15 protein-coding genes are annotated in these 17760 nt (G+C 39.4%); all 15 read right to left on the bottom strand.

The window, feature by feature from the left end; translation table 11 throughout:
• Nucleotides 1-40 precede the first annotated feature (40 nt).
• The 15 genes from JOD29_RS10575 to JOD29_RS10645 all read right to left on the bottom strand — a co-directional run bounded on the left by JOD29_RS10575 (nucleotide 41) and on the right by JOD29_RS10645 (nucleotide 17547).
• Nucleotides 41-364, bottom strand: a complete 324-nt coding sequence (locus JOD29_RS10575) for a hypothetical protein (protein ID WP_124764724.1) — start codon at nucleotides 362-364, stop codon at nucleotides 41-43.
• Nucleotides 365-378: 14 nt separating this feature from the next.
• Nucleotides 379-1998 (bottom strand): ribonuclease YeeF family protein, encoded by a 1620-nt coding sequence (locus JOD29_RS10580; RefSeq protein ID WP_239585668.1) that lies wholly within the window; start codon nucleotides 1996-1998, stop codon nucleotides 379-381.
• 26 nt (nucleotides 1999-2024) lie between these two features.
• Nucleotides 2025-2504, bottom strand: a complete 480-nt coding sequence (locus tag JOD29_RS10585; protein WP_124764726.1) for a YiaA/YiaB family inner membrane protein — start codon at nucleotides 2502-2504, stop codon at nucleotides 2025-2027.
• Nucleotides 2494-2991 carry an RDD family protein gene (locus JOD29_RS10590; RefSeq protein WP_124764728.1) on the bottom strand — a complete coding sequence of 166 codons (498 nt, stop codon included), beginning with the start codon at nucleotides 2989-2991 and terminating at the stop codon, nucleotides 2494-2496. The genes JOD29_RS10585 and JOD29_RS10590 overlap by 11 nt, the downstream gene beginning before the upstream one ends.
• A 422-nt stretch (nucleotides 2992-3413) precedes the next feature.
• Nucleotides 3414-3827 carry a DUF5085 family protein gene (locus tag JOD29_RS10595; protein WP_338088306.1) on the bottom strand — a complete coding sequence of 138 codons (414 nt, stop codon included), beginning with the start codon at nucleotides 3825-3827 and terminating at the stop codon, nucleotides 3414-3416.
• Between the two features lie 32 nt (nucleotides 3828-3859).
• On the bottom strand, nucleotides 3860-4309 hold the full coding sequence (locus tag JOD29_RS10600; protein WP_124764732.1) for a biotin carboxylase: 450 nt from the start codon (nucleotides 4307-4309) through the stop codon (nucleotides 3860-3862).
• An 11-nt stretch (nucleotides 4310-4320) separates the two neighbouring features.
• A complete protein-coding gene (locus JOD29_RS10605; RefSeq protein WP_124764734.1) occupies nucleotides 4321-5106 on the bottom strand; it encodes an ABC transporter ATPase in 786 nt (261 codons plus the stop codon).
• Nucleotides 5107-5128: 22 nt separating this feature from the next.
• Complete coding sequence (locus tag JOD29_RS10610) at nucleotides 5129-6700, bottom strand: ribonuclease YeeF family protein (protein ID WP_124764736.1); 1572 nt, start codon at nucleotides 6698-6700, stop codon at nucleotides 5129-5131.
• On the bottom strand, nucleotides 6700-7002 hold the full coding sequence (locus JOD29_RS10615) for a YwqI/YxiC family protein (RefSeq protein ID WP_124764738.1): 303 nt from the start codon (nucleotides 7000-7002) through the stop codon (nucleotides 6700-6702). Before JOD29_RS10615 ends, JOD29_RS10610 begins: the two co-directional genes overlap by 1 nt.
• 457 nt (nucleotides 7003-7459) lie before the next feature.
• The gene (essA, locus tag JOD29_RS10620; RefSeq protein WP_124764740.1) at nucleotides 7460-7981 is read right to left on the bottom strand and encodes a type VII secretion protein EssA; all 522 of its coding nucleotides are present in this window, start codon (nucleotides 7979-7981) and stop codon (nucleotides 7460-7462) included.
• Complete coding sequence (gene esaA, locus JOD29_RS10625) at nucleotides 7971-10754, bottom strand: type VII secretion protein EsaA (protein WP_124764742.1); 2784 nt, start codon at nucleotides 10752-10754, stop codon at nucleotides 7971-7973. The genes essA and esaA overlap by 11 nt, the downstream gene beginning before the upstream one ends.
• Entirely contained in the window at nucleotides 10751-15226 is a 4476-nt protein-coding gene (gene essC, locus JOD29_RS10630; protein WP_124764744.1) for a type VII secretion protein EssC, read from the bottom strand. Before essC ends, esaA begins: the two co-directional genes overlap by 4 nt.
• A gap of 214 nt (nucleotides 15227-15440) precedes the next feature.
• A complete protein-coding gene (gene essB, locus JOD29_RS10635; protein WP_124764746.1) occupies nucleotides 15441-16856 on the bottom strand; it encodes a type VII secretion protein EssB in 1416 nt (471 codons plus the stop codon).
• 12 nt (nucleotides 16857-16868) lie between these two features.
• Nucleotides 16869-17108, bottom strand: coding sequence for an ESX secretion system protein YukD (gene yukD / locus JOD29_RS10640; RefSeq protein WP_124764748.1), 240 nt, complete (start codon nucleotides 17106-17108; stop codon nucleotides 16869-16871).
• A 145-nt stretch (nucleotides 17109-17253) separates the two neighbouring features.
• Nucleotides 17254-17547: a WXG100 family type VII secretion target gene (locus JOD29_RS10645; RefSeq protein ID WP_124764750.1), complete on the bottom strand. Its 294-nt coding sequence runs from the start codon at nucleotides 17545-17547 to the stop codon at nucleotides 17254-17256.
• Between the last annotated feature and the right edge of the window lie 213 nt (nucleotides 17548-17760).

Below are 17760 nucleotides of genomic sequence, written 5' to 3' on the forward strand. Positions count from 1 at the left end.
GCATTAAGCCAATCAAGGTTTTTTCATTAATTTGCAGGGATTATTGAAATATTAATGTTAGGCTTTCTTTTATTGTATCTAAGTCATTATTTACTTCAATACGTTCGTCGTAGTCATCTTTCCAAATGAAATAATCAGATAAACCAACTCGCGGCTGATTAATATTTGCATATATTTCCTTCAATTTACTAAATAGCTGTTCTAATTCCTTATTTTCATTGTTGCTATTTAGGACTTCATCAATTAAATGTAAACCTAATTCCAATTGATTCCTGATGTACAATGTTTCGCTATCGTTTTCTTTTTCTAAAATGCTTTTTAATTGTTGAAATAGTACTGTTAATTTCTCTATATCTTTTAGCATGGTAATCCCTCTCTTTATTTAATAGGTTTTGAAGAAAGCACTTCTACGCCTTTAATCTTCCAAGGTTCTGAAACGAATATTTGATTTCCTCCACCTTTGTAAATGCCACCTTGGTTTGCTGCAGGCCCTTCATAAATTGTTGTACCTTTAGGTATTTTGATTTCGTAAACCGTTTCTAATGGCGAAGTACCCGTTAACACACCTGTTTTTGGATCAATCCATTGTGCCTTAACGGCAGAATCTATTCGCCCTTCAACTAATGTTCCTGGCTCCCTTGTAAAATATTGACCTAGCGCATTCTTACCTCCACCTGCTTTTCCTGAACGGTAAAGAATAGTATCGCTATCAAGTTCTATTACGTTATACTTTCCACTTCTAAATGTTGAAGCTGCACCTTCATTCATTTTAGCTAATGGGCCAGGATTTTCAACCATATTGTAAGTATGTTTAGAATGATCGTACCCCTTATCCACTACTTCATCTATATTACTTTTATTAATGAGCTTATTAGCGTCCGCAATGGCATCAAGCGCTTTAGGAACTTTTAATAACTTCCCAATTGGAAGAATGGATGCAGCGGCAAATCCTTTTTCGAATAATGAAGCATCTCCATCAGCAAGTGTTTTGAGGTCATCTAAAATTAAGAAATCCAGTGCTCCTTTTCCGACATTTAATGCACCTTTTCCAACATCCCCCAAGAATCCTAGGAAACCACCATTTTCCTCTTCTTTCACTTCTTCTACGTCAGTTGGTACAGGGCAAGAAAGCTCCGTTGCAATTTGTTCTTGTTGCTTCATATAAGAAACAAAATTTGTGGATACCGTTGCGCCATTAATGCCGAAATTATATAAAGGAATTTGGCTATTTTGATGAAGTCCAGGGATCGTGTACGGATTTGCCCCTCCAATAAAACCTGGAGCTAACAATGGATTCATACCGATAATTTGGTTCATTGGTTGCGAACGATAAGCAAGCGCTTGGGTAAGCGGATGTTGAAGAGCAAATGACTTCCACTGTTCTGCAGGGAAATTTACATCCGTTACGCCCTCCGTCATCATTGATTCAATATTGGAAATCCATGTTTTCATTAACATTAGGTCAGATTGAATCGTTGCTAATGCACTTGATTGAGATTGGTCAAATTGCATCAAATGCTCTATGGTTTGATTACGTTCGCGTTTTGCATCTTGTACACTTGCTTGAACTTCACTGTCATCTAGGTTTGGTAAGCTCACGATATCGGATACGGAATCCATAATATTGTTTGTTTCATTAGTTAGCTCTTCTGTTACTTGTTTTGCATTGTTCAATCCTTGCTCAACTTCGCCTTCTAAAGATTCCTGGCGAATAAATCCAGATACATCCGGTTCGAGGGATGAAAGTGCGGATTTCATCTCTTGTAGAACGCCTTCGAAACTCGCTTTAAACGTGTTGAAAAATTCAAGAAAGGGCAAGTGGCAGTTTTCGTAAAATCCACGAAGGGCTTCCCCACCTTGCCCTTTGAGTGATTCTTCTAGTTGAGTAAGGCCTTGAATAGCCGTTTCAATTTGTTTCATTTCACTTTCGAGACGAGTTAATCTATTAACATTTCGTTCAAGGCCGGATTGAAACTCATTTACATCTAATACTTTCATTGTTTCACCTTCTTATTTGTTGGAACTTAGTGGTTCGATAATTGTTTGTTTTTTTCAAGTAATTCTTGAGTTTCTTTTGGTTCTTCTTTTAATTTCTTCGGCGGCTCTTTTATTTCAGGTTGTTGTTCTTGATAGGCTTGGCGATCACGGATCACTTTCGCAAGTGCAATTGACGTATACGTTGTGAAGAGGATCCCCATCCAGTAGTACCCCTTTTCAACTAGTTGCCACTCTGTATTCCAAACTGCAATCATACCAATTGAGAATGACGCAACCATTGATAGCCATGCTAAAAACAGATATTCCGACGCTGTTTTGATGCCCTCATGACGGTCGCGTAAAACTTTTACGATGGAGAAAGCAGAAAACGTAATCCACCCAAGGCAGACGGTATAAAAGCCTTTTTCAACGAGCATCCATTGTGTATTCCAGATGGCGATTAGTACAAAACTGAACGAAACAAGAAATGCAAACCATGTTAAAAAGAAAAATTCTTTACTCTGCATAAGTCGTCTCCTTTGCAACTATTCCATTTGAATTAATCACATACGTCCCCGCAACTATATCGTGCAAACTACGCTTTTGGGGATGAACCCCAGCCATAATAAACCCAATGTAAAGAGTGAATGTACTAAGGAGGATGGCGAAAAATCGTCCAACCCCTCGCCAAAAGCTAATGCGGTTCCCATGAATATCGACCACTTTGATGCTTAGAAGCATTTTCCCTGGCGTTGCTTGAAACTTTGAAGCGTGGAACCCGGCATAATAGCATAAGTTCGCAGCAACAATTGTGAGATAAATGAAACCACCTAAAATGATCGAGACCGTTTCATTATCAACAAACGCCCCAAACACACCGACAATAAACCCAATAATAATTGCAGGAATAAACGAGACAATCGATACAATAATACTGTCAAACAGCGAAGCCAAAAAGCGCATCCAAAATCCTGAAAACTTCACATCGTCCTTCAGAAAAATTTCGTGTTCCAACAATACCTTCCTTTTTCGTTGTGATAAATTGCCTTTTACACGGGGTTACCCCCTTTAGATACTTTTGGATGAGTAGCAATCTGTATGGGAATCTAGACACTTTTGGGATTAATCTAGACACTTTTAGGATTAATCTAGACAGTTTGGAAAAGCTAGCAAACTACGGTAACAATCTAGACAGTTCTGGGATTAATCTAGACACTTTCGAGTTTTTTCTAGACAGTTTTTCTAGTAATCTAGACACTTCGATCAAGTTAGTTAATACGAGTAAGTTCTCGATGCTTCTGGAATTAATCCCGACAAAAATTTGAATAATCCCGACTTTTTTTCAAATATTCCCGACAAAATTTCCGATAATCCCGACATTTCACAAAAAATCCTTTCACTTTTTGAGATGAATCCCTCAAATCACACACTAAACTTTACCGAACGCCAACGCTCATTTCTACATAAGCAACGCCTGAGTGGCTGCGTTTGTATTCCACAAAAATGGGGCTGCTTTGAGTGAAGTCCTTCTCTTGTATATGCTTAACAAGCTCCCAATATTTCACTTGGGAGAGTTCATCGAATTGATCCATGATCCGTGTCATGAGCATGCCATCAACAGAAAAGTAACTTCTAAAGTTCACGCCTTCTGAAGTGGGCATTGCAGAGAAATCACTTTCCTCAATTGGTCGGAAAATTTCCGCGGTCATGACAGATGCTGTTGGGTCGCTTATGATGGAGAAAAACATTGTATCTGCTACATTGAATCCGTATTTTGATAAAATTCGGTCAAAATCTCGGAAGGCGAGGTGGATCTCTTCGGGTAGGAAGTTATAATATTTCGACGCCACGTTTCGGTAAGTAATTTGATGTTTTTCAACGATCATCGCACTTCGCTCCGTTCTTTCAAAGGTACATATAAATCAATCATGTATTCCCCATAAACTTCTAGTAGCACGCATACGAATGAATCATCCGTCGGTAAATGTTGTTCTTGGGCATAGTCTTTTATTTTCTGAAATGCAGTATTGAAATCCACTTCTTCCTGTGCTTGACGCAATAGTAGCGACTTCTCTAACTTGAATTGCTCTAAATAAGTGAAATCTGTGATTCCCTCATCAAATTCCACCGCATCATTAATCGGCAAATAATACGTGAATAGGCCTTCATCTCCTTCTTCAACTTCAAAGGAGAAAAAAACAGGACCATTTTTATAAACTTCATGATTTAAAGGGAAATCTTCCATGACCTTGATTCCTTCAAGCCAGTTTTCTTTTTTATCTCTTACACGAAACGTAATTAAATGGTCGAATTGTAGACTGCGTATTTCCATTTCATCCACCCCTAGTTTTGTTTTACTTTTTTATTCATTACGTGAATGTTTTCCGATTGTAAGTACCCGCGTTCATCAAAATTAAAGGATTTAAATCGCAGCTTACAATACAACATCACAAGTTGCTCTGGTAAGACAAAAATCAGTGTGTAAAATATCCCAAGCGGTAAAAAGACAAACATTAGCAGATCAAATAAGTCAGAGGAGCCCATTTTCATTACATATTGGATTAAGAAAACAAGGCCCATACTTCCGATGATGGCGATTGGAATATAAGATGTTGTTTCAAATTTACTACGCACTTCCTCGCTTCTTGCCCCTTTACGGTAGTGACCTTTTTTAAGTAGGCGATAAAATCGAATAAACGTTGCGATAAATAGTAAAGCCCCAATCAGTAGGGTAATCCACGTGAAGTTTACTAGCGATTCCACCTGTGCATTGTCGCTTTCTCCTAAAATAAATATCGCCGCTAAATAGAAAAGTACGGAGAGATTTTGAGTGACAATGATGGATAAAAAGTATTGAAACTTCTCGGCTTTTTTAAAAACAGCAGGGATTGCAAAGACAAGTGATATTGCAATTAGTGCTGCTGTGAGCCACAAATGGACAGCTTGAATGCTTTCGAAATTTGGATAGATGGTGTATTTTCCTGCGATATAATAAGTTAAATAGAAAATTCCTGCCTGTAGGAAAATTCCTAAAAAAAGCGTAGAAGCTAACGAATTAGGACTTTGTCTACCAGATTCGAGTGGTCCTCGTAATACGGCAAAATCTTCTTCGGTAAGTTGTTTCAACATGCGACGAATGCCTCCATTTTCGTTAGTGGAACCAGCCTTTAATTTTATTCATTGCGGATTCCCCTGTTTTTTTATCTTTTTTGTTTAACATCGTATTGATGAAGAGCCCAGCCGCAACACCAATTGCCGTACCAACCCCAGGAACTGGAACGGCTGCTGTAAAGAAAGCTACACTTGCTGCTTGCACAGCCCCACCGACTGCAGTATCAATAGCTGTATCAACCGTTGCACGTGTGTGTGCTTGTGCACCAGTTAAGCCGTCATCTACCGCATTGTGATAATTACTGTAGTAGTTCAGACCTGCTGAAACAGGACCTAATGCTTTTGTGAATCCTTTTGCTACACCACTTGTAAAGACTCCTTTGATATCAACAGCATCTTTAAATGATTTTCCAGCCCCTGAAAGAGTTGCTTTCCCAACGGTTTTAGCTTTCTCAGTGATAGTTGCTTGATCATTCCAGTATTTAAGGGACGAATGTTCTTTTAATGCAGCCTCTCCCACTTTTGACCAGCCTGACTGACCTGGTTTCTTTGTTGCAAATTTTAACGTTGCTCTATTATTTGCCTGCTGCTGATAGTGTTTGGGTTTCCAAGGTTGATTGCCTTTAGGTAATTTGTAATTTAATTCACGCAATGCTTTCCCATCTGGTGTGACCCTCAAATAGTGAAGCGCTCGCTCACTTGCAAGGAGACGATATATGTTTCGACCTGAGCGCGGATCCCTAACAAGCTCCATTTTTAGCCCTGCATTTTTCCCAGCCATAAACATGCCAAAGCTCTCAACTGCGCCATTAACGGCCGTATTAAATTTCTTTACATTCCCGATATCTTCTTTATGACCCATAATGGTTTCATCTGCAGAAGTTACATCTCCCGGCTTTTCTTCTGGACTTTCACCTGTCACTTCATCGACTTGATTCGTTCTGCTCGTTAAAGATGTTTGAAGTGCAGTAGTTGAAGCGTATTGCGCCCAATGTTCTGCCGGGAAATTCACATCCGTTAGGCCTTCTGTAATCATCGTTTCAAGGTCTTTAATCCATATGTTCATTGCGTTGAGATCACTTTCCACGATAGCAAGTGCAGAAGTTTGGCTACTGTCAAAGGCTATTAAATCAGTAACAGTTGTGTCTCGGTGTCGTTTAGCGGTTTGGATTTCATTTTGCACGCCTGTGTCATCTAAATTCGGTAAAGTTACAATATCTGCAACAGTTCCCATAATGGTATTCGTTTCATCGGTTAAACTTTCAGTCGCTTGTTTTGCGTTAGTAAGCCCTTGTTCAAGGTTTGATTCTAGGAATGATTGTTGGATGACCCCACTTTGATCAGGCTCGAGTGAATCAAGCGCTGCGTTCATTTGCGTGAGGACATCTTGAAAACTACTTTTAAACAGATAAAAAAATTGCAAAAAGGGCAAGTGGCAATCCCGATAAAATGCTCGTATTGCATTGCCACCTTGCCCCTTTAAAGATTCTTCAAGCTGAGTGAGTCCTTCAATGGCAGTTTCAATTGTTTTCATTTCCGATTCTAGTCGAGTAAGCATTGTCATGTTGCGGCTGAGACCCTCATGGAAATTCCTAGCATCTAATACCTTCATTATTCCATCAGCCTCCTAGGACCGGAAACTACACCGCTAATATTCGTTGAAATGCGTTGATCCTGCTCTCGCATGTAATGAACCGAATTTCTAGTTGTTTGAATATTACTTTGTAACACTGCTTGGTAACTCGTTAAGATTTGTTCTAATTCTTGTGCAAGTTCATTTAGTTTTGTTACAACGTCTAATGTATTCCCTTCAATCGCGGGCTCTGCAGTAGGTTTCAGTGATGAAGTCGCATTCTCCAACACACTTAAGCTTTCCTCCACATCCGCGTACACCACTTTTACTTCGTTTGACACGTGAATTCTCTCCTTTCCTTTTGGGGGTTCTTGAATTTCGGATTGCTTTTTGGGATGAATCATTTGGTTTTGAGTTTTAGTTGTTTTCGTGCGCTCTTCTATGCATTACGTGCGGGAGGTCTTTACGTGCGAGTTTAGCCAAGTTACGTGCAACTTTTATCTTGTTACGTGCGCTTTTCTCCCCGTTATGTGCGAGTTCTAACTGTTTACGTGCGGGGGGCTTTTTTACGTGCGAATTCCGCCCTGTTACGTGCAACTTTTATCTTGTTACGTGCGCTTTTCTACCCGTTACGTGCGAGTTCTAACTGTTTACGTGCGGGGGACTTTTTTACGTGCGAATTCCGCCCTGTTTCGTGCGACTTTTATCTTGTTACGTGCGCTCTTCTCCCCGTTACGTGCGAGTTCCATCCCGTTACGTGCGAATACCCAAGTCACTTTTTACATTGACCTACCAACCCTATCTCTTATCTCCTTGCACCATTTTGGGAACCAGCCAGATTAGCGAAATGAGGATACAAGCCATTAACAATCCTATATAGACAAATTGTAGGTTTTTGTTCCCACGTTTGTTTTGTGGACTCGTTTGATTCGCTTGAACTTTTGCAACCTCTGATTCATCCGAAAACAAACCAAGTTTCATAGATTCATATGCGATTGTTTTTCGTTCTTCAAAATCATTAACAAAAAGCTCTTCCTTGATTTTTTCATTTGGATCGTAATTATTAGGAATAAAATCTAATTGTTTTTGTTCTTCAGGAATTTCCTTCCTAGATTCCAATAAAGATTCATTATGAAGGTATTCTTTATTGTCTTTGAATTCTTTTTCCTTGTATTCATTCGGGCTAAGATCATCAAGATTGCTTGCGGCCGCGGCAGTAAATTCGCACCCTAAATGGAAGTGGAAGCCGGGTCCGTGATTGAACCCGACTCCTCCCATTATCCACAATGCTAAAACGCCAAATAAAATCTTACATTTCATACGAAGTTTCCTCATCTTGCGCACTTGCACGATTCTTAATTCGCCCAGTGATATACGGTACGAATGCTGCAACCGCAATGATTACCAAAAGCACAATACTTGCTGGAACGATTAGAGATTCAGGTCCGTATTGAATGGATAAATAAACTTTTGTCATGGGATCTTCATAATCAATGTTTGATGCCAATAACGTCAGCATTGGCGTTATAAAGAAGGCAATGACTGCAACACTTACGAACCAACCAATTAGATTGCCAATCGAGAAACCAGCAAAAATCACGGAGGACACCGCCGTTAGTAATAAAACAGTGAAAATTGTCCATTCAATTGCACCTGTTTCATTCAATGGATAAATATCCAACCCGTAAATACTAATAATTAACCCAACGATTAAGTTCAACAAACTGAACAACGCGATGCGCACGCTCGTTTTGTTGTTTTTGAAATAGTAGCAGAAGTATCCAATAAGTAAGCTACTAATTAACACAATGACGAGCACAATCACTGGTGGTAATTTATTCTCTTGCACGGATGAATCTAGGCTGTTTGCTGCAAGTGGTGTAGATAAATGCTCATAGATTTGACCATTCTTTTGACCATCGATAAATGCGTTGTTTAACACATCATGAATATCATTACGATATTTCTCTGTTGTATCTACGTTTTCATTCCACTTAGAGTTCAATTCCTGCGTATCTGCATTCACATCTGCTGCTTTAGCGTGAAGGTCATTTGTTACTGACATAATATTGTCTTGATTTTCCATGATTGTGTTCATGGAATTACTCATAGCCTGCAAGTTTTGACTAATACTTTGTTGATTTGATACGAGGGTACTTCCATCTGCAACCGAAGATGAAGATTCAGATGAACCAGCAATGAAAGTATCCAAGCTTTCTTGCATATTGCTCGCACTTGTTTCAACGGCTTCTAATTGTTCAGAAATTACTTCATAGTCAGAATCGACTTTCTCCATTTGCTTTGTAAAGAATGAAGTTAGCCCCTCTTCCAATGATGTTAATTGCTGCTGAGAAGCAGGAACTCCAGCTTGCAATTCATCAAATAACGTTGTTCCTTTTTCATTAATACCTAAGATTTTGTTCACGTTTGACGACAGTTCTTGGAAATTTGAATCAGAACTTAAATTCGTTTTCAATGCAGTTTCATATTGAGCTAATGCCCCATAGTACTCCATTAACAATGTTGAATTATCACTATTAATTGATTTGTAAAAGACACTTTTCAAGCGCTCTTTCTTACCATCATTTATTAGGGGTAAGTTCACAATTTCAGATTCTTTACGTTCGATTTCATTGATAATCGATTTTTCATTGCCTGGTGTTGATGGAACAACGACCGGGGCTTCCTCTTCACCTAGTGATTGTAACAACTGCTCTTGCAATTGCTTTTCTTGTTGTTGTATTTGATGAATGCTCTCTTCGATGTTTGTGATTTGGTCAGACAGTTGGGACAGTTGTTCATTTATGACTGAACCCACTGATGGTGCCGCCGCTTGGTCTGCTATGGACTCATCCGTATTACCTGCTACCGCAGCTGCTTGTTCTTTCAATGCATTAATTTCCTGCACTAAGTCCAGTAGTTTCGCTCGCTGTGAATCAAGTGCGGCAATTTTCGAAGAAGCAACTAAATTACTAGTGTTGCTTGCCACTTTCCCACTAACACTACTAGCTTGCGTAGTTGGATTAGTTGCAGGTGTGCTACCATTCAATTGTTTTTTCAAACTTATTACTTGAGATTCATACTGTACGATCATTTCCCCTTCCACTTGCTTGAGGAGGTTCATGATTTCATCTCGCTGGGTAACAACTTGATCTGCTAAATTCGTGACATTACGTCCGTTTTTTGCTAATTGGTCTTCAAGCTTCCGGACATTTGAACTAAACTTTTCATTTTGTTCGATTAAGTACGTCTTCATTTCGTTATAACGTGGGTCTTGAGCACTCTTCATGTCAAGCACCGCTGTTAGATTTTCATTTTGTACTGTTTGTAAAAGCTGTTGCGCGGAAGTTTGGTATTCCTGATAGTTATTTACATACGTTACAAATTGCGCTAATTGCTCCTCGAAGTCCTCAGCCTGCCGTGTATTTCCATCGATTGGTGCACTCTTCACGGAGTTTGCGATATTCTCCAACAAGCTTTTTTGATCTTCAATATCCCCAACTACCCCTGATAGATTCGGGCGATAAAAATCGGAAATCGTATTTAGAAACTCTATTTCTTTTTGAAGAATCGTATCGAATTCTTCACGTACTTCCTCTAAATCTTGAGAAACATAGCTCCAATAGAGAGTCGAGATTTTCCCGTTTACTCGGGCAGTTGCTTTATCGATTTCTCGTAAAACTTTTTCACGATTTGCTGTGTTTAATTGACCTGAAACGTTATATTTAAACTCGGCCTTTACCGGTTGTTGTTCCTCGTAGGTCATAATGTTTTTAGAAAAATTCGATGGAATATAAATTACCGCATCGTAATCTTGATTCGCTAACCCTTTTTCTGCAGCACTTCGACTCACAACAGACCAATCATAACTTGTATCTGTCGATAAAATCGGCGCCACTTCTTTTCCAAATGCAAGTGCACTTTCTTCGTTTTCTGCACCTGTATCCTCATTAACAACGGCGATTTTCTTCGTTCCGCTCGATTCATCGAAAAACGGGTTTTCGCCGATAGCTAGGAAGTAAAGGATGGGGGCCCCGATAATCAAAATCATGACGATTGCGATTTTTAACATCAGCTTCTTTTGAGCCGTCATGAGTAGATCTTCCTTTCAATATCACATAATGGGATTTGTATTTTGAGTTCTTTGTTGTTCATGACATAGTAGCCAAATCCTGCTTGAATCTCTTCTTCTTTACGATCGTATGGTAGTGTGAACAATGTTTGCTCTGATTTTTTCATCAATAGCACTGCTTGACGAATTTGCTTCACTTCCGTCGTTAACGCATCATAACCTTTCGTTAAATCAGTTGAATTGCCAGATACGATGAAGTTAAATCCAAGATAACTTGCATTTTTCATTAACTTCACAACGCGTTCTTGAAGTTTCGAATCAAGACTTGAATTGAATCGCGTATAATCATCCACCACCAGAAGAATTGGCGGGAATTGAAGATTTGCCCGTTCATTAAAGTTCGTGTTAACATACGTTACTTCACGGGATGCAACCTCTGCTTCAATAATCGTTAACCAATCATCAAATTGTTCCTTCGTTTCTAAATAGGCAACTGCCTCTTCATCTGCGAAAGTCGCTAAACCTCTATCAAATGAATCAAACAACCCAATATCTCGAATTCCCTTTTCTATAGCAAGCGTTAACAACACTTTCAACATATTTGTCTTCCCTTTTTGCGCTTGCCCCATAACGAGACAATGTTTGTTGTTTAAAAGATTTACCGCAACTGGTTGGACAAACTCTTCATCTAAACCGACTGGGAATTGATGTGGTTGCCCGTCAAGCGGAATATATTTTGCTAATTGAGACAGTGTCAAATCTGTTGGTAGCATTGGGATTGGTGTTGGTGCCGATAACTTCGAGTATTTTGCCTTCAACGATTTTACAGTTTCTTTTAAGGCTTCAAGCATCTCAAAATCATTTGCTCCATTAGCCGGTAAGAAAATTTGCGAGAAATGCGCCTCGTCTTTTTTAATAATCGCCCGACCCGGTATCGCTTCAGGTGATAAAGTGGTTTTCCCAAGCACCGAAAATGCCTCACTATGATCCATCAAGTAATGCACAATTTTCGTCTTCAGATTGTTCATGACTGCTTGACGAATCGATGAAATACGTGTTGCCGTAAAGATCATGTAAATACCTAAAGACTGGCCATCCCTTACAAATTGGTTGAAGTAAGGTTCGAAATCCGGCATTTCTTCTTTAATAAAATCAAAATTCTCAACGACCACATAAAGTAGCGGAAGTTTTTTCTCTGCCACCTGGTTATACAGCTTGATACTGCCCACTTCCATTTGCTGAAGCAATTGCTTTCTTCGAACGATTTCTTTGCGGATCATTCTCATAAACTTCTCCATTTTGCGGATATCCTCCATCAAGAAGAAATCAGCAGTATGTGGAAGTTGCTTCAACGGAAGTAACGAACCATTTCCAAAGTCCATTAAGTAATAATGCACTTCTTCAGGACTGTAGTTTTCCGCGATATTTAAAAGCAGTGTCAGCACCGTTGTTGATTTTCCGTAACCAGTGGAACCGAAAATACCCAGGTTGCCATCATCCATCACTTGATAGTGATACGGCGTTTGGCTTTGTTTTTCAGGTTCATCGATTAAAGCAAAGGCGATGCGATCTTGCTGTTCAGAAGTATCCGCATTTTTATATAAGCGTTCAGCAAGCGGTGGGAGCCACGGACTTTTTAGCTTATCTATACCAAATGCTTGTTGCGTCTCTGCGATTTTCGTTACGATCGCTTCAATTTCTGTAATGCCTTTTCGTTTCGTATCTTTTGCAGAAATATTCGATAAAGGAATTAGGCCTAAATCCGTTACGATGGCAATTTCATCTTCCCCATCGGAGTGCTCTGACAGATAAGGCGCACCACTCCAAGCCGATTGAAACAGTTCATAAACCTCGTTGTTCCCAACCTGCAAATACCCCCTACCGGTTTGAGTGATGGAAGCAGCATCTGCATTTTTCAAAATTTCCTTACTATCACTCGCATCTTGAACCTTTAACGCCACTTTAAAGCGGGCGTTACTCCAGATTTGATCATCAATGACGCCGCCTGGTTTTTGAGTTGCCAAGATAAGATGAACCCCTAAACTTCGCCCAATACGGGCAGCACTTACTAGCTCTCGAATAAAGTCCGGCTCTTCATTTTTTAATTCCGCGAATTCGTCGGAAATTAAAAATAAATGTGGCAGTGGTTCTTCTGCTTGCTGTTGCTTAAACAAACTTGTGTAATCGTTAATGTGTGTGACATTATAACGGTCAAACAAGCGTTGACGACGTTTTAACTCACTACGGATCGAAGCAAGTGCCCGATTCGTAAAGTTCACACTACCCTCGATATTCGTAATCGTTCCTAATAGGTGTGGCAATGTTCTAAACGGCTGAGCCATTCCCCCACCCTTGTAGTCGATTAAAAGGAATGCCACTTCATGTGGATGGAAATGTACTGACAACGACAAGATGTAGGTTTGTAGGAATTCACTTTTCCCTGACCCCGTTGTTCCCGCAAGTAATCCGTGCGGTCCGTGTGCTTTCTCATGTAAATTTAAGTACACAAGATCGTCTTTCCCTTTTAATCCAATTGGCACAGCTAATGATTTGGAAGATTCATTTTCTGACCATTTTTGCGCAATGCTAAGTCCATCTACTTCTTTTGCATTCATCATCTCAAGGAAGGTCACGCTTTCTGGGATGGAGTTCGTCATCCCCGTTTGATGGTTCAACGTGCGTAACATCCGTGCAAAACGCTCGTTATCTTCTTTTTGATGACGATCCAGTGTAAACGGAATGCTCACTGCTTTTTTATCCTGTATTAAAATGTCTCCTTGTGTATCGTTCAGTAAGCGTACAAGGGTGTGAATATTGTCCGACAAACTTTCCTTTGCATCGGTTGCGAAAATCACCGAAATGCCAAGGTGTTTGTGGTCTCCTTCAAGGTATTCTAGGATGACGTGGTCACTAATCAACTGCTGGTTTGTAATAATGAATACAAGATGTGGTGCGAAGCGGAGTTTGTCTTTCTCCTCCTCCAAATCACGCTCACGAATCATTTCATAAATCGATGAAAGCAGCTGATCTCGTGTTTTTTCGTTGTAAATTAACCCACGTGCATACATGTTCGGAATTTTAAAATGCGGCAGCCATTTCATCCACTCGATTTGCTTGTAATCTGCTTCCTCAAAAATAAAGACAAAACGTAAATCATGATAGCTATGGAAAAACGCAAGCTGTCCAATGATTTGGTGGATTTCTTGTTTTACAACGCGTTCTTTCCCAATTAGCCCAATCGGCCCTTTCGCCAAATTCGCAATGACAGGAATATCGGATATTTCCTTATAAACTTTTTCAAGTTTTTGAGATTGTTCGATTAAATCATCCATTTCGCGATTCGCCATATCGTTGGAATTTAGTGTAATCGGAAAGCTTGATGGTACTGTCCCCGTCCCTAAACGAAATTGAAGAAAATCATCACTTTCTAAAGGACGTTCCCAAATACGATCTGAAATTTGGTTCGTTAAATATTTCATACGTTCGAAAGTTGGGAAGTGGAACTCCATCGTAAATCGTTGTTTTTCTGATAACTCTTGTAGTTCCTGTCTTTTATTTTCAAGGTACGCCGTGTAGACGCGAATTCGTTTTTCCTTTTTTCGTTTCTCATTGCCGCGGTCTTTAAAATATTGCACTGACGACGTAATTAACGTCATGACAAACATTACCATGGTAATAAGGATGAAAATACCTCGAGGCTGAATAACAGACACAATTCCCATAACAATCAGCATAACAAGCGGTGGTAGTATGACTAACCAGAGGCCTCTGTTTGACGGGTCATGCTCTTGTGACGGAAACGACAATGAAACCTTTTCTTTCGGCAGTTCATATACCATTCTCGGAGTACGTCTGTAAATCGGGTATTTTTTCTTCATTTCCGATTCTGGCTCAATGATTTGTGAAAGTTGTGACTCGTAATCTTCAAAACTTAGAATTTCTAGAACGTCCTCTTCTACTAAACAAATGAACATGAATGGTGTGAAGACAATGTCCCCTAGTTGAATTTGTTTTCGGGATTGTTTTCTCTGCCCATTTATGTAGACTTCAGCGTTGTTTGGATTTTCGAACGTCCATTGATGGCCGACTTTCAGGAGTGCAAACGACTGTGGCTTCAATTGGAGTTCGGATTTCCATATAATTTCAGCTTGTTCGTTCTCATTGGAAAATCTAATCTCTTGCTTCTCCCCTACAAAGTAGGTCTCCTGTTTTGCGATGGATTGGAAAAATATGATGTTCAGCTTTTTCTGGCTGTTGGCATCCGTCCATTCAAAAAACTGCTTGGGATTCACTTTTCCAAGCAATTGCTCATTTTGCTTTACCGTAAAACCAAATGAATCTTCCGTAATGGTGAGGGGGCCATTCGTAAACGGCAAGCTGTGAATCGTCACAGTATGGGATGAATCATTCCCAACGGTGATTTGGTCTTTCTTTAATTGATCCAATTGAATGGATTGATAATAGTTGTCATAAAAAAATAAAAGCGTACTCATCAAATCACCTTCTAGTAGGGATTTTTTTTGTTGTAATTTAATGTCCGTCATGAATTGCTGGAAGATTCCCTTTAGCTCACTTGGACTTTTGTTTTGTACGATTAGTACCGGATGTGTGTTTTTCCTGCTCAATCGGACAGATTTGGACCAGTCAAATTTTCGAAATACTGGACACTTTTTTAAATTTATCGGACATTTTATGAATTTCAGTCTGCTATTGTGCTGGCTTTTCTAGTTGCTGTGTTGCTCCCGAAGTTGCAGCAGGTTTCTCAGCAGCATCTGTTGATGATTTTTCTTTCGCTCCCTCGTTCGCAGGTGTTGCAGCTTTATCTGCCGCACCAGTTGATCCGGCTTCCTTCGCATCACTATTTACCGAAGCTTTATCTTTTGCACTATCTTTGTCCGTTGTACTTTCCGAGCTCGCACCACCCGAAGCACCAGCTTCTTCAACTTCTAACTCCAACGCTTTTTTCAATTCCTCAAGCTGTTGTTCTATTTCGCCTTTTTCGTTGTCGATTTTATCTAGAAGTTGTTCGCGCTCTTCGTCCTTTAAATCTTGGTCTGCTTTCACAGATTCTTCATAGTGAAGTAGCGCAAGCATAATTAAATCTAGATCCTCTAGTTGACGTGCCAGACTTAGCGCATCCTCAGCTTGCCCTCTTCCGATATAAATCCAATACTTAAAATAGCGTGGGTCGGTTTGCAGCGTGATGGTTTTTAAAATGTTATCCCTTTGTTCTTCCATCAAGGTTTCATTAACGATGTAAGCAAGTGACAATTGATACTGAATCACTTCTGGCATATCATCCACATCGTAATCAGCAAGACGATCAATAATTTCACTATAGTCACCTTGAATATAAGGGCCTTGTACCGCAACATAGGCTTCTTGTCTCGGTTGAGAAACGACAGCTTGATATGCCGTATAAATACCTAATGGCAATAAAACCAAAACGAGTCCGGCTATACTGTATCGCAACCAATTCCACTTCGTTCGCGTAATTCGAGTGAATTTTTTCTCTTCCTTTTCAAGAACATGCAGTTGCTTTTTGATAATGTCCAATAATTCATGCTCATCTTTTGCTTCAACAACTTTCGAAGCCATTGCACTTAATTCAATTGACTTGGAAAATTGAATATATTGGTTAAACGTATATTTAGGATCAATTGCAGCGGCAATCGTTGCTTTTGTTTCATGCCAAAGTCTTTCAGCATTCCGTTCATATGGTGGGATACTTTCTTTCACCCCATAATATAAGAAATAAGGAGTCAAGCTTTCATCGATTAAAATATTTTCAGGACACAGAATTGCGTGAAGTCGATTAGACTTGTGTAACATGATTGATTTCAGCAATTGGGAAGCAAACATCCAGCGTTCTTTTTCATCTAATGTTCGCAATTTCCCGAACGACATAAAGTTTGGGTCCTTTTTGTATGTAAAAATTACTTCATCTTCTGTTAAGGTGATTTCTTTCTGAATAAAGGGATTGATTTCCTGTAGCAGTGTGATTTCAAATTCATCATCTAACTTGATCTTTTCTTTTTGAAACGTAAGTGTGATCTGGTCCTTTTCAAACTTGAGGGTCGCCTCTAACTGTTTTTCTAAATAGGATTGATTTTTTTCTGACATCTTTATGACTCCTTACAAGATTTCTAGTCGATCACCTGTTGTGATGCCACTGCCCGCTAATTGTTCATTCCCTGATAAAACCTTTTGCTTATTTGCTACTCGAATCCAAAAACCTTCTTTTGGAGGATGGGGGATCGATTTTGCTTGCCAAACGATATCGATTAACTCTTTAACGGTATAATAGTTTGATAGTCGTAGATCAAAACAATCCCCATCATAGTGTTTTAAGTCAACTGATACTTCTATGTACATTTTCATCACCTCAGGCAAATCAATTATCCATGACAGGTTGAGTGTTAAGTCGCATAAAAATAATCACGACTAACTACCTACTAACAGACGAAAAGAGCGTCTTCATCCGAATATGACGCTCTTTGTATCCAAATCTTAGATGAAGTTATCCGCGAATTTGACCTGCAATTTGACGGTCTGCATTCGCAAGGGCATGTGCAGTATTTTTCAGTTGTACTGAAACATCTGTTAAAAGTCTTTGCATGTCTTGAATCGATGGACGTAAATCAGCGTATTGATCAGCAAATGCTCTGCTAGATTCACCTTCCCACATAGCTTGCAACTCTTGAATCATATTATCTAAACGTGAGATTTGTTCTTCAACTTGTGCACTTTCATTTCCGTAGCGACTAGACATTGCTTCTAATTCAGCTGGGGTAACACGAATAATTCCTGACATGTAACTCTCTCCTTTTTTCCTCGGCGTTGTTAAGTTTCATTTACTTCAATATTTGTAATTAACAAATAACAAAACGAAACAATGCCTTTCTTAAAATCCTACTTAATTCTAAAGAATGGAAATTAGTAAGGTCAATAACTATCTAGCAATTACACGGAAAAGAGTTAATTCCTCCCAAATTATTTAACAAAAAATGAGCACACCTTACCATTT

It is taken from the genome of Lysinibacillus composti, from assembly GCF_016908465.1.
GTDB classification, from domain to species: domain Bacteria; phylum Bacillota; class Bacilli; order Bacillales_A; family Planococcaceae; genus Ureibacillus; species Ureibacillus composti_A.